This is a genomic window from Stutzerimonas stutzeri, from assembly GCF_024448985.1.
Lineage (GTDB): Bacteria > Pseudomonadota > Gammaproteobacteria > Pseudomonadales > Pseudomonadaceae > Stutzerimonas > Stutzerimonas stutzeri_AP.
Genome location: NZ_JAMOII010000016.1, coordinates 39,226 through 52,506 on the forward strand (window position 1 = coordinate 39,226; position 13,281 = coordinate 52,506).

The window sequence follows — 13,281 nt, forward strand, 5'->3', positions numbered from 1 at the left end:
TTGTCATGGCTGAAGCGGCCCACTCCGCTCCAGTCAAAAGCTGTAATCAGGTCGTCAACCGAGTCAGGGCTTCGCGATATTTGTCTGCGGTCTTCTGGGCGACATCAGCCGGCACCGGAGGCGCTGGCGGCTCCTTGTTCCAGCCGGTGGACTCCAGCCAGTCGCGAACGAACTGCTTGTCGAAGCTTGGCGGATTGCTGCCTTCCCGGTAGCTATCGGCAGGCCAGAAGCGGCTGGAGTCGGGAGTCAGCACTTCGTCCATGAGCGTCAGACTGCCGTTTTCATCGAGACCGAACTCGAACTTGGTATCGGCGATTATGATTCCACGGGTTGCGGCGTATTCAACGGCTGCCGAGTACAGCGCAATGGAGATATCCCGCACTTGGGCCGCCAACTCCTTGCCAATGACGGCCTCACACTGCTCGAAGGAAATATTCTCGTCGTGATCGCCGACGGCGGCTTTGGTCGATGGCGTGAAGATCGGCTGCGGCAGTTTAGCTGCTTCCTTCAAGCCTGCCGGCAGCTGGATGCCGCAAACGGTTCCGCTTTTCTGATATTCCTTCCAGCCGGAGCCGACAATATAGCCACGGACAATGGCTTCAACGGCAACCGGCTTCAAGCGCTTGGCGACCACCGCACGCCCCTCTACCAATGGCAGCTCTTGCGCTGAGACCACGTCCTCGACCTTGTCGCCAGTGAAGTGATTGGGTACAAGAGCGGAAAGCTTCTCGAACCAGAAATTCGAAATCGCCGTGAGGATCTTGCCCTTCTCAGGTATTGGCTCGGCGAGAATCACATCGAATGCTGAGAGCCGGTCCGTAGCGACCATGAGCATGCGCTTGTCGTCGATTTCGTACAGATCACGAACCTTGCCGGAATAGATTTTCTTCAGGCTGAGGGCATTGGAAGTAGGCATTTCGATTCTCGCGGTTCCGAACCTTCGTTACGTTGCGCGGGACGGCAGTGTAACGGCAGGCCTGTCATAAAACGAAACAGGCGAAACCGAGGGGGTTTCGCCTGGCTTGGCTGGAGTGGACTGAGCGATATCTCAGTCCAGGCTGTCCTTGAGCATGTTCAGCACGCGCCGCGCGACGTCGGCTGGCGCGACGGTGTCGAGGTTCTTGTCGAGCGTCACCTGAATGTTGCCGGCCACATCGCTCACACGGACCTGATAACGCTCCGCGCGCGCCTCGATCTCTTCACGGTCCGGCGCCCCGCCAAACAAGCGGGAGAAGAAGCCCGGCTCGTCGTTCGGATTTTCCGCACCTTCCGACAGGTTGATGTAGTAGACACCGACGCTGCGATCCAAGTCCTCGACGAGGATGTCACTTGCAGCCAGTGCCCGGCCCACACTTGACCAGGCACGGTTGAAGTCAGTATCAAGTTGTAGCACCGGAGTGCCGCTGCCAGCTTCGATGAGCGTTACTCGACTCGGTGCGTCGAATTCACGCTCTGCAAGCAGGGAGGCTGAACCGCCCTGCGCTGCGCTGCTGTTCAGACCGACCTGCAGTTCGTCGAGCAATACCCGATCGAGTTCGGCATTGACTGGGGCATCAGGCCAGGCCACGTCAGCATTACTGTCTGCGGGACGCTGAACGCTGAGCAGCTGGATCTCGCTCGTGTTGCGCTGCACGCCCGGTTCGATGCGAACCCGGATACGGGTCTCTCCATCGCCCAGCCCAAGGTTGCGCACCAGCGCTGGAGCCAGTTGATCACGCGTCTGCCAGGCCGTGACGAGCTCTCCCGTTTGTGGGCGCTCTTCTGCAATCTGAAAGCCATTGTCTGTGAAGAACTGTCGCGTCGCAGTCCAGACTTGCGACGGCTCACGCATCGCGACTAGCCAGCGCGCATCTTCTGACGTCTGCAGGCTGAACTCGCTGGCTTCTTCGGCGACCAGCAACCGTTGCGGGCGCGGCACCTCGTATTCGCCTGTCGCACGGGTATCGGGGACCTGCTGGGGGATCGGTAGCAAGGGCTCGATCGGGCGCAACTCACTATCGGCCGGGACCTGCATCGGCGGTACCTGATGGGCCTGGAGATAGTCGCTACCACGGTCACGGAAATATCCGTCTTCTCCCCACAGCCAGCCACAACCGCTGGTTCCAGAGATGATCAGGGCTAGGGTCGAGAGGCCAGCCAGTCGCTTCATGCATGTTCCTTCATTATTAGATCAGTACACCGGATACCGTTCAGGCCAGTACACCGGACTGACGCATGGCGTCGCGAAGCGGCTCCTGGCAACGCTGGCTGAGCCAGGTCAGCGGCAGGCGAATACCGTCCGACATCAGGCCCATTTCGTGCAGCGCCCATTTCACCGGAATTGGATTGGCCTCGATGAACAGCGTCTGATGCAGGGGCATCAGCAATGCGTTGATGGCACGCGCCTTCTCCGCATCACCGGCAATGGCGGCAGCGCATAGCTCGCTCATGGCGCGGGGCGCGACGTTCGCCGTGACGGAAATATTGCCTTTGCCACCCATCAGCATCAGTTCAACGGCGGTGGCATCGTCTCCGGAGTAGACAAGAAAGTCCTTGCCGACCCGATCGAGCACTTCCTGGCCACGCTTGAGGTCGCCAGTCGCCTCTTTGACGCCGATGATGTTCGGCACCTTGGACAAACGCTCCACGGTTTCCGGCAGCATGTCGCAGGCGGTACGCCCAGGCACGTTGTAGAGGATCTGCGGAATCGCCACGGCTTCGGCGATATGGCGGAAGTGCAAGTACATGCCTTCCTGGGTCGGCTTGTTGTAGTAGGGCGTGACCAGCAGGCAGGCATCCGCTCCGGCTGCTTTGGCATTTTCAGTCAGCTCGACGGCTTCGCGAGTGGAGTTGGCACCGGTGCCAGCAATCACCGGAATGCGACCGTTGACTTGATCCACCACCCGGCGGATTACCTCGATATGCTCGGGCACTTCGAGCGTCGCCGACTCGCCAGTGGTACCCACCGCAACGATCGCATTGGTGCCTTCCTGAAGATGGAAGTCCACCAGCTTGCTCAGGCTGTCCCAATCAAGACCGCCCTGCGCGTCCATGGGAGTGACGAGCGCCACCATACTGCCTGAGATCATGCAACCACTCCTGCCGGAAAAAGAGAGGCGTAATGGTACAAGGCTCCTGAGCGCTTTGCGAGTACGCTGGTTACATCCCACCGTCGGAACGATCGAACGCCAGCGTTGCGCTTTTAAGGCTCACACCGCACACGCATTCCCACGGGCGGTGCTTTTCGCTAACCTTAGCCATTTTCGGCTTGGCTGGCCGTCCGATTCATCTTCGCCAGGAACCTGCATGTCCACCCCCTCAGTACCTCGAGAACAGTTTCTCGTCATCAGCGCCATGGGTCGCAACCCTATGGCGCTCACCAACGTACTTTGCAGAGCGAGCAACGAGAATCGCTGCGCCGTAGTCAGTACGCGCCTGACCCGACATGGCGAATGCTGTGCGCTGGTCCTGGAGATCACCGGGACCTGGGATGCCCTCGCCCGCATGGAGACAGCGCTACCGAGCCTGGCCAAGAAGCACGACTTCACCACCAACGTGGTGCGCAGCGAACCATCGGAAACCCGCCCGCAGGCACTCCCTTACGTAGCCTATGTCAGTTCGGTGTACCGTCCGGACATACTCAATGAGCTGTGTCAGTTCTTCATCGACCACCGCGTCGAGCTGGAAAACCTCACTTGCGACACCTACCAGGCGCCCCAGACCGGCGGCACCATGCTCAACGCGACGCTGACCGTCACGCTACCGGCAGGTACGCAGATCAGCTGGCTGCGTGATCAATTTCTGGATTTTGCCGACGCACTGAATCTGGACGCGCTGATAGAGCCCTGGCGCCCGCAAAATCCCTGATAAGGAAACAAGTGATGGCCGTAGCAATCGACCAGCCCGTTCCGCCCTTCCAGGCCCAAGCCACTGGCGACACCCAAATCAGCCTCGACACGCTGAAGGGCAAGCAGGTGGTGCTCTACTTTTATCCCAAGGACAACACGCCAGGCTGCACCACTCAGGGCCAGGGTTTCCGCGATCTGCACCCGGAGTTCAGCGAAGCCAACACGCTGATCTTCGGCGTTTCGCGAGATAGCCTGCGGACACACGAGAACTTCAAGGCTAAGCAGGCGTTTCCTTTCGAGCTCATTAGCGACAAGACCGAAGAGCTTTGTCAGCTGTTTGATGTCATCAAACTGAAGAAGCTGTATGGCAAGGAATACATGGGCATAGACCGCAGCACCTTCCTCATTGACCACGGCGGCGTGCTTCGCCAGGAGTGGCGAAGCGTGAAGGTTCCCGGACATGTCGAAGCCGTTCTGCAGGCCGCCCAAGCACTGCATCGACAATAAGCGAAGGCCGGTAACACCGGCCTTTCTCGTTCTAGCCGACGTCCACCACCGGGACCGTGGGTGGCCTGCGCGGCCAAGCGTATAGCACCGCCTTGAACAAGGTAGCCAGGGGGATCGCGAAAAACACTCCCCAAAATCCCCAGAGGCCGCCAAATAACAGCACCGAGCAGATAATAGCCACCGGGTGCAGGTTCACCGCTTCGGAGAACAGCAAAGGCACAAGGACATTGCCGTCCAAGGCCTGAATGATCGCGTAGGCCACCATCAAGTAGATGAACTGGTCACCCAACCCCCACTGGAATAAGCCAATCAGGGCGATGGGAATGGTCACCACGGTCGCACCGATATATGGCACCACAACCGAGACCCCCACCAGCAGCGCCAGCAGCGCGGCATAGTTGAGCTCCAGCGCCGCGAACACCGCATACGACACCACGCCGCAGATCAGGATCTCGATCGCCTTGCCCCGAATGTAATTGGCGATCTGCACGTTCATTTCCTGAGACACCTGAGTAATCAGCGCACGCTCACGCGGCAGGTAGCCGCTCAACCAGTCGCTTATCTGCTGGCGATCCTTGAGAAAGAAGAACACAAGAATCGGCACCAGGATCAGATAGATCATCAGGCTTAACAGCAATGGCAGGCTGGACAGCGACGACGTCAGCACCACCTGACCATAGCGGCCTACCTCGCCACGCATGAAATCGATGCCACGCAGCACCTGCTCTTCGGTGAGCAATTGCGGGTAGCGCTCGGGCAGAAGCAGCAACAAGGACTGCCATTCCACAAGCATCCGTGGCAGCTCGTTGAACAGGGTTAGCACCTGCTGCCAGACCAAAGGCACAAGAAACAGCATGCAAACCGTGAGCGCGCCGACGAACATCAAAAATACTAGCCAGACCGCCACGAGGTGGGGAATCCTGATGCGCTCCAGCGCGCCGACCAATCCCTGCATCAGGTAGGCGAGTACCAGGCCGGCAAGGACCGGCGCAAGCATGTCGCCCAGTGTCAGAACCGCAGCAAAGGCAACCACCAACAGTACAGCCAAGACCACCGCTTCCTCATCAGAGAAATAGCGATGGGCCCAGCTGCGCAACACCTTGAGCATATGTTTCCCTTAGAGGCCTTCAGCCTTACGCAGCCAGTAGCGATAGAGGCCTTCATCCGCCTCTTCACGTAACAGAGCATGGCCGGACAATCTGGCGAAACTACGAAAATCTCGCTGCGAGCCCGGATCGGTCGCGGTAACCTTCAGTACCTGCCCGCTGGTTAGTCGGTTGAGTTCAAGTTTAGCCTTGAGCAGCGGCATCGGGCATTCCAGCCCGACCGCATCCAGCTCGGCATCGCAGGTGACAGGCACGGTCTGTTGGGTCATGGTCATCTCCTCGAAAGGAGCGCAGGATACCGACCCGCGCCCGCCCCTGGCCAGCCACCCTGGCACAAGGCTACAGTAACGCTCCTGCCTTCATGAGCCAGTCTGGATGAAATTGCTGCGCCCCACCCTGCTGACACTTGCGTGCCTGATTGCGCAGCCGGTCATGGCCAATGATCTGCCCTCTCTCGGCGATTCCAGCTCAGGTATCGTCTCGCCAGAACAGGAGTACCAACTGGGCCGGGCCTGGCTCAGCCTGCTTCGCGGACAGGTTCCGCAATTGTCCGACCCGTTGCTGAAAGACTATCTGGAACGCAGCGTCTATCGCCTGGCCGAGACCAGCCAGCTGCAAGATCGCCGTCTGGAGTTCGTGCTGCTCGAAAGTCCGCAGCTGAACGCGTTTGCCGCGCCGGGCGGAATCATCGGAGTCAATGGCGGCCTGTTTCTTCATGCCCAGACTGAAGCCGAATACGCCTCGGTACTGGCGCACGAACTAGCGCATCTGTCCCAACGCCACTTCGCACGTGGCCTGGAGGCACAAAAGCGGATGCAACTACCGCTGATGGCAGCGATGCTTGCGGGAGTCGTAGCGGCCGCTGCCGGCGCGGGCGATGCAGGCATCGCCGCGATTGTTTCGACTCAAGCCGCGGCGATTCAGGCACAACGACGCTTCTCCCGCCAGAACGAACAAGAAGCCGATCGCATCGGCATCGTCAATCTCGAACGAGCCGGATACGACCCTCGTGCCATGCCGCGGATGTTTGGCCGTTTGATGCGTCAGTATCGCTATGACCAGAAACCGCCAGAGTTTCTCCTGACTCACCCTGTTTCGGAATCGCGCATCGCCGATACCAAAAACCGCGCCGAACAGTATCCGGCTGGCGGCGTGCAAGACAGCCTGCGATATCAGCTGATGCGTGCACGAGTCGACCTTAAATTCGAAAGTACGCCCGGTCTCAGCGCCAAGCGCTTCCGAGCCATGCTCAATGAAGACGAAAGCCTGGATGCTGCTCGCTATGGCCTGGCGCTGGCTCAGATCAAAAGTGGCCAACTCTCGGACGCCGCCGCCAGCCTGCAACCGCTACTGGCGGAGTCGCCGGATGAGGTCAGCTACAACCTGGCGCAGATCGAGTTGGATATTACCGCCAACCGACTGGCAGCAGCACGCGAGCGAACCCAGACCCTGCTCAATCTCTACCCCAGCAGTTACCCGGTACGCCAGACGCATATCGATCTGCTGATAAAGGAAGACAAGCTGCAAGAGGCCGAGCAAGAGCTGGACAAACTGGTCGAAGCACGCCCCAAGGACCCGGACATTTGGTATCAGGTTTCAGAGATCCGGGGACTCACCGGAAACATACTGGGGCTGCACCAGGGCCGAGCTGAGTTCTTCGCCCTGGTCGGGGATTACGATCAGGCGATCGAGCAACTGGATCTCGCCAAGCGCCGATCGAGCAATTTTCAGACAGCCGCACGTATCGACGCCCGACAGAAACAGCTGATCGAAGAGAAGCGAATGATCGAGGAGATGCTGCGCTGAGCGTGCAGCAGCACCCTCGAGGACAATGATGTCAGGCGTTGCCAGCCTGCTTGATACGCGCAGCCTGAGTGAAATCCAGCATGCGCTTGAGCGGCTTGACCGCCCGCGGAACCAAGGCTGGATCGACGAATATCTCGTTGCTGCCGGTGCGCAGGCAATGCAGCGTACGCTCGAGCGTGTTCATCGCCATCCATGGGCAATGTGCGCAGCTACGGCAGGCGGCTCCGCTACCGGCCGTCGGCGCCTCGATAAACGCCTTATCAGGACAAAGCTGCTGCATCTTGTAAAAGATGCCGCGGTCGGTGGCAACGATGAAAGTTGGATTCGTCAGCGTCTGGGCCGCCTTGATCAGCTGACTGGTGGACCCAACGGCATCCGCCAGAGCGATCACCGATTCAGGTGACTCAGGATGAACCAGAACGGCAGCATCCGGATATAACGCCTTCATATCTTCGAGCTGCTTCGCCTTGAATTCTTCATGGACGATGCAGGCGCCATCCCAGAGCAGCATGTCGGCTCCGGTTTCACGCTGCACATAGCTGCCGAGATGCTTATCTGGAGCCCAGATGATCTTCTCGCCGTTATCCATCAGGCTTTCGACGATTTCCAGCGCACAACTCGAGGTAACTACCCAGTCAGCCCGAGCCTTCACAGCCGCCGAAGTATTGGCATAGACCACGACGGTGCGCTCTGGATGCTGATCACAAAAAGCCGAAAACTCTTCCACCGGGCAACCGAGGTCCAGCGAGCAGGTGGCCTCCAATGTCGGCATCAGCACCCGCTTTTCAGGATTGAGGATCTTCGCCGTCTCACCCATGAACTTGACGCCCGCGACCACCACGGTCTGCGCTGAGTGTTCGTTGCCGAAGCGGGCCATCTCCAGCGAATCGGAAACACAGCCTCCGGTTTCCTCGGCGAGCGACTGGATCACCGGGTCGGTGTAGTAATGCGCCACGAGCACCGCATTCTGGCGCTTCAACTCGACAGCGATATCGTCGCGCAATTGCGCTTCCTGCTCGGGCGACAGCGGCTGGGGTTGTTTGGCTGCCAGGTGAGCCTGCACAAGAATGCGTTCGGGTATCTGCGTCATATTCGCGGTCCTGCAAAAGCACGTTATTGCATGAAGCGCCGAGTATACCCGGCCAGCCTGTTCGAATCGGACGAGGCGAAAGAGGAAGACAGTGCGAGGTGCAGTCCGCCGCTCCCTGCCCGCTCAAGGGGCAGGAATACTAGCTGAAGCGTCTGCAAAAGGGAAAGCGAGGGGGCAAACGAAGGGTGTTTAGGCTCACCCAAATGAAAACCGCCGGCATTTGCCGGCGGTTTTCGATCACTTGTCTTTGAGCATATGACCGCGTTCTTCCAAATTGATGTGCCAGCTCATGGCTTCGCGCAACATATGTGGAGTCTGGCCGCCCTTGTCGCATGCGCCTTCGAAGTAATTGTTCAGCGCATCGCGGTACGAAGGATGGACGCAGTTATCGATGATCACGCGGGCCCGTTCGCGCGGCGCCAGGCCACGCAGATCCGCCAGGCCTTGCTCGGTGACGAGAATTTCCACGTCGTGCTCGGTGTGGTCGACATGCGCAACCATTGGTACAACACTGGAAATGTTGCCGCCCTTGGCTATCGATTTGGTCACGAAGATGGCCATGTGCGCGTTACGAGCGAAGTCACCGGAACCGCCGATGCCATTCATCATCTTGGTGCCGCCTACATGCGTCGAGTTGACGTTGCCGTAGATGTCGAACTCCAGAGCCGTGTTGATTCCAACGATACCCAGACGACGCACCAGTTCCGGATGGTTGGAGATTTCCTGCGGACGCAGCACCAGCTTGTCCTTGTACTTCTCCAGATTGCCGAATACGCGATCGTTGCAGCGCTCGGACAGGGTGATGGAGCAACCGGAAGCGAACTTCATCTTGCCAGCATCGATCAATTCGAAAGTGCAGTCCTGCAGCACTTCGGAGTACATCACCAGATCTTCGAACGGCGAGTCGATCAGACCACATACAACGGCATTGGCGATGTTGCCGATACCCACCTGCATCGGACCAAGGTTCTTCGCCATGCGACCTTCATCGACTTCCTTCTTGAAGAATTCGATCAGGTGATTGGCGATGGCCTGGGTTTCTTCGTCTGCTGGCGTGACGGTGGAATAAGAATCCGGCTGCTCGGTAATGACGATAGCGGCGATCTTGGCCGGGTCGACCGGAATGGCGGCGGTGCCGATACGATCGTCGACCTTGGTCAGCGGGATCGGACCACGGTTCGGACGCTCACCCGGGAAATAGATGTCGTGCAGACCTTCCAGGTTAAGGTTATGCGCAAGGTTCAGCTCGACAATGATCTTGTCGGCGAACACCGCTAGATTAGCGGAGTTACCCACGGAAGTAGTCGGTACGATGTAACCCTGTTCCGTAATGCTTACGGCCTCGACAATGGTCACGTCCGGGCGCTTGATCTGATTGTTGCGCATCTGCTCGACGGTGTGGGAGAGATGCTGATCAATGAACATCACCTCGCCCTGGTTGATCGCCTTGCGCAGAACGGCATCCGCCTGGAACGGACCGCGGCGAGCCAACAAACCGGCTGCGGCCATTTTCCCATCCAGGTCGTTACCGAGGCTGGCACCAGTGATGAGACTGATCTTCAGCTTTTCGTCCTTGGCGCGATCGATCAACGCCAAAGGCACGGCTTTAGCCTCACCCGCACGGGTAAAGCCGCTCATGCCGACGGTCATGCCGTCTTGAATAAGAGTAGCGGCCTCTTGGGCGCTCATGACCTTGCTCTGCAGAGAGGACAAGCGGATGCGATCAGAATACATTTGAGCCTCAAACCAACGGACAATCGGGAGGTCGCAGTCTATTACGTTTAATCTCGGCTGAGTCACAGACCAAGGTCGTAGTGAAAACCGCCTTTAATAACCGACGGAAATAACCCGCTTTGATTGCTGTGAACTGCGAACATAAAAAAGCCGGATGACCTAACGGCCTCCGGCTTTCTGCTCCCCAAGGAGAATATGGTGGGTCGTGTAGGATTCGAACCTACGACCAATTGGTTAAAAGCCAACTGCTCTACCAACTGAGCTAACGACCCAATGCGGGGCGCATGATACTGATTTGATTGATTAAATCAAAGTTTTTTTGGAAAAAATTAACGGTAGCGAGTCGGGTCTGAAAGGCCGGCCTGCTCAAAACCTGCAGCTCGCAAACGGCAGCTGTCGCACTTTCCACAAGCGCGCCCATCGTCGTCGGCCTGGTAGCACGAAACGGTCATCGCATAATCAACACCCAGACGGGCACCAGCCTGGACGATCTCCGCCTTGCTCAAGTTCTGCAAGGGTGCACGAATGGCAAACCCCTGCCCCTCCACGCCAGCCTTGGTCGCAAGATTGGCCATGCGCTCGAAGGCATCGATAAATTCTGGACGGCAATCGGGGTAACCGGAGTAGTCGACGGCATTGACTCCAATGAAAATATCCTGAGCGCCGAGCACCTCCGCCCAGCCCAACGCCAACGAGAGAAACACGGTGTTGCGTGCCGGCACATAGGTTACCGGTATACCTTCCTCGGGCGCCTCCGGCACCTCGATGCTACAGTCGGTGAGCGCCGAGCCCCCTATCCCATCGAGATTCATGCCGATGACCTTGTGTTCCACCACGCCCAATTGGCGAGCAACCCGCTCGGCAGCCTGCAGCTCCGCACGGTGACGCTGACCATAATCGAAGCTCATGGTGTAGCAAGCGTAACCTTGCGCTTTAGCCATCGCGACAACGGTTGCAGAATCGAGTCCGCCCGAAAGGAGGATTACGGCTTTCTTGTCAGTCATATCTTTTTACCTTGAGATTCCGGCACATTCAGGAAACAAAAAACAGCCACTCCGGCGCGTATCAATGGCCGGGTGCATCGTCCCAAAGAATTTTGTGCAGCTGCAGCTGCAATCGTACCGGGAGGTTGTCACTGACGATCCAGTCGGCTAACGCCCTGGCATCTACCTGCCGATGGCTAGGCGAGAACAGCACCTCGCCAGCACGAGCATCCAGCCGGTACTCGATAAGCTTGGATACAGCCCAGTCGTAATCTTCGCGTGAACAAATTACAAACTTGACCTGATCGTTCCGTGTTAGCTGACCGATGTTTTCGTAAAGATTGCGACCCATCTCGCCCGAGGCCGGAGTCTTCAGATCGACAACCCGGCTTACTCGAGTATCGGTATCGGAAATATCCAGCGCACCACTTGTCTCCAATGAAACTTCATAGCCCGCGTCGCAGAGTTCGCGCAGCAGCGGAAGACAGTTCGGCTGAGCCAGCGGTTCGCCCCCCGTGACGCAGACGTAGCGAGGCTTATAGGACGCGACCCGCTCGAGAATTGCTTCGAGCGACATGATCTCGCCACCACTGAAAGCGTAGGCGGTATCGCAGTAATGACAGCGCAGGGGGCAGCCGGTCAGGCGGACGAACACAGTAGGCAGGCCACTGGTACGGGTCTCCCCCTGCAGCGAGTAGAAAATCTCGGAAATTCGCAGGGTATTTTGCATATCAGCCACGGGCGTGACGGCTAAACAGGCCATCCGCCTCCGTTGCGGGAAAAGGGCAGCGATTCTAACGAAAAAACCCGCTCTATGGGCGGGTTTTTGTTACTGGCGCCGACGGATCGGCTTATCGATTCAGTTGGCGCTGAGCCAACTGCGCAGCCGAGCTGTTCGGGTAGTCGGCAATGACCTGACGAAGGATCCCGTCAGCCTTGTCACGATTGCCCAGCCGCACTTCGACATCCGCAAGCTTGTACAGCGAGTCAGGAACCTTGCTGTGCTGAGGATACGTCTGACTGACCTTCGCGAATGCCTGACCGGCCCCCTGCAAATCTCCCTTGGCGAGATTGACCTCGCCCAGCCAGTACTGTGCATTACCGGCATAGGGGCTTTGGGGATATCTACGCAAGAAGGCGGAAAAAGCCTGACTGGCCTTGTCGAAATCCTTCGCTTTGATCAAATCGAAAGCGGCGTCGTAGTACAGCTTTTCCCTTTCGGGATCCGCCGATTGACTGTTTGCCTGATCTTGCCCGGACGCATTCGCAGGCGTTTGCACCGAGCCACCGGCGTTACTGCTGCCCGTGGCTGACGAATTCTGGCTGGCCAAACCGCCTGATGCGGCGTTCGCCAAGCGACTATCCAAATCCTGATAACGCTCCAGGCCCTCCTGCTTCAGGCGCTGGATCTCATTCTGTTGCACTTCCAGCATACCGCGCAGTTGCGCGATTTCTTCCTGCATCTGCTGCAACTGAACGAAGAGCATGCCCTGCGCCGAAGACGGAGCCGACGCTCCGCCCCCGACATAGGCACCGCCAGTATCTGCTCCAGAGGAATAACCCGACTCAGGCGCACCGCTTTGGGTTTGCGAGTCGTATTCAATCACTGGGACTTGAGCCGCCGCGAAAAACGGAAGACCAAGCGCGATAAGCGTCAGAACGTAACGGTGCTTGAGCATGACTTATTACTTACGCAGCTCAACGCGGCGGTTTTGAGCCCAGGACTGCTCGTCGTTGCCCATGGCAACCGGACGCTCTTCACCGTAGGAAACCAGTTCCAGCTGAGCAGGAGATACGCCCTGCAGAACCAGGTAGCGCTGAACAGCCTTGGAGCGACGCTCACCCAGAGCCATGTTGTACTCACGAGTACCGCGCTCGTCGGTGTGGCCTTCCAGAACGACACGGTTGCCAGCGGACTTCAGGTCCTTGGCATGAACGTCCAGAGCGCGCATGGCTTCCGGCTTCAGGTCCGAGCTGTCGTATTCGAAGTAGAAAGTAGTGATAGCGCGCAGAGCGGCTTCTTCGCCACCCATGCTGCCGTCGACAGCACCGCTGTCAGCGCCGTAGCCAGCGTTCGGATCAATGGCGGAGGAACCTTCGCCAGAGTCGTCGCCACCCTTGGACGAACAACCAACAGCTACGGCCAGAGCCAGAGTCAGCGCAGCGAACTTACCGAATTTCAGCATTTCCATGTGTAACAACCCCAGTTGTGTTTTTGGTTAGTAAAG

14 protein-coding genes and 1 tRNA gene are annotated in these 13,281 nt (G+C 58.3%); 3 read left to right on the forward strand and 12 right to left on the reverse strand.

Annotated features, from left to right (window positions below; translation table 11 throughout):
* Positions 1–46: 46 nt before the first annotated feature.
* The 3 genes from NA647_RS15550 to dapA all read right to left on the reverse strand — a co-directional run bounded on the left by NA647_RS15550 (position 47) and on the right by dapA (position 3,068).
* Positions 47–916 carry a phosphoribosylaminoimidazolesuccinocarboxamide synthase gene (locus NA647_RS15550; protein WP_256058519.1) on the reverse strand — a complete coding sequence of 290 codons (870 nt, stop codon included), beginning with the start codon at positions 914–916 and terminating at the stop codon, positions 47–49.
* A gap of 132 nt (positions 917–1,048) precedes the next feature.
* Positions 1,049–2,149, reverse strand: coding sequence for an outer membrane protein assembly factor BamC (gene bamC, locus NA647_RS15555; protein WP_256058520.1), 1,101 nt, complete (start codon positions 2,147–2,149; stop codon positions 1,049–1,051).
* 40 nt (positions 2,150–2,189) lie between these two features.
* Entirely contained in the window at positions 2,190–3,068 is an 879-nt protein-coding gene (dapA, locus tag NA647_RS15560) for a 4-hydroxy-tetrahydrodipicolinate synthase (protein ID WP_256058521.1), read from the reverse strand.
* A 217-nt stretch (positions 3,069–3,285) separates the two neighbouring features.
* On the opposite strand from dapA, the gene NA647_RS15565 reads away from it, so the two are divergent.
* Both NA647_RS15565 and NA647_RS15570 read left to right on the forward strand, forming a co-directional pair.
* Positions 3,286–3,846 (forward strand): glycine cleavage system protein R, encoded by a 561-nt coding sequence (locus NA647_RS15565; RefSeq protein WP_131650219.1) that lies wholly within the window; start codon positions 3,286–3,288, stop codon positions 3,844–3,846.
* 14 nt (positions 3,847–3,860) lie between these two features.
* Positions 3,861–4,334 (forward strand): peroxiredoxin, encoded by a 474-nt coding sequence (locus NA647_RS15570; RefSeq protein ID WP_256058522.1) that lies wholly within the window; start codon positions 3,861–3,863, stop codon positions 4,332–4,334.
* A 31-nt stretch (positions 4,335–4,365) separates the two neighbouring features.
* Here NA647_RS15570 and NA647_RS15575 read toward each other — a convergent pair whose 3' ends face one another.
* Together NA647_RS15575 and NA647_RS15580 are read right to left on the reverse strand one after the other, a co-directional pair.
* Positions 4,366–5,442, reverse strand: a complete 1,077-nt coding sequence (locus NA647_RS15575) for an AI-2E family transporter (RefSeq protein WP_256058523.1) — start codon at positions 5,440–5,442, stop codon at positions 4,366–4,368.
* Positions 5,443–5,451: 9 nt separating this feature from the next.
* A complete protein-coding gene (locus tag NA647_RS15580) occupies positions 5,452–5,709 on the reverse strand; it encodes a sulfurtransferase TusA family protein (protein ID WP_256058524.1) in 258 nt (85 codons plus the stop codon).
* Between the two features lie 106 nt (positions 5,710–5,815).
* Here NA647_RS15580 and NA647_RS15585 point away from each other — a divergent pair, with 106 nt between their 5' ends.
* Positions 5,816–7,246 carry a M48 family metalloprotease gene (locus tag NA647_RS15585; RefSeq protein WP_256058525.1) on the forward strand — a complete coding sequence of 477 codons (1,431 nt, stop codon included), beginning with the start codon at positions 5,816–5,818 and terminating at the stop codon, positions 7,244–7,246.
* Positions 7,247–7,277: 31 nt separating this feature from the next.
* Here NA647_RS15585 and nadA read toward each other — a convergent pair whose 3' ends face one another.
* The 7 genes from nadA to pal all read right to left on the reverse strand — a co-directional run bounded on the left by nadA (position 7,278) and on the right by pal (position 13,245).
* Positions 7,278–8,336 carry a quinolinate synthase NadA gene (gene nadA, locus NA647_RS15590; protein ID WP_256047029.1) on the reverse strand — a complete coding sequence of 353 codons (1,059 nt, stop codon included), beginning with the start codon at positions 8,334–8,336 and terminating at the stop codon, positions 7,278–7,280.
* A gap of 237 nt (positions 8,337–8,573) precedes the next feature.
* On the reverse strand, positions 8,574–10,070 hold the full coding sequence (locus NA647_RS15595) for an acetyl-CoA hydrolase/transferase family protein (RefSeq protein ID WP_256058526.1): 1,497 nt from the start codon (positions 10,068–10,070) through the stop codon (positions 8,574–8,576).
* A gap of 196 nt (positions 10,071–10,266) precedes the next feature.
* A tRNA-Lys gene (locus NA647_RS15600) sits at positions 10,267–10,342 on the reverse strand.
* Between the two features lie 57 nt (positions 10,343–10,399).
* On the reverse strand, positions 10,400–11,074 hold the full coding sequence (gene queC, locus NA647_RS15605) for a 7-cyano-7-deazaguanine synthase QueC (protein WP_256047033.1): 675 nt from the start codon (positions 11,072–11,074) through the stop codon (positions 10,400–10,402).
* Positions 11,075–11,135: 61 nt separating this feature from the next.
* Entirely contained in the window at positions 11,136–11,783 is a 648-nt protein-coding gene (gene queE, locus NA647_RS15610) for a 7-carboxy-7-deazaguanine synthase QueE (RefSeq protein WP_256058527.1), read from the reverse strand.
* Positions 11,784–11,904: 121 nt separating this feature from the next.
* A complete protein-coding gene (gene ybgF, locus NA647_RS15615) occupies positions 11,905–12,732 on the reverse strand; it encodes a tol-pal system protein YbgF (protein ID WP_256058528.1) in 828 nt (275 codons plus the stop codon).
* A gap of 6 nt (positions 12,733–12,738) precedes the next feature.
* Positions 12,739–13,245 carry a peptidoglycan-associated lipoprotein Pal gene (gene pal / locus NA647_RS15620; protein WP_256058529.1) on the reverse strand — a complete coding sequence of 169 codons (507 nt, stop codon included), beginning with the start codon at positions 13,243–13,245 and terminating at the stop codon, positions 12,739–12,741.
* Positions 13,246–13,281 lie beyond the last annotated feature (36 nt).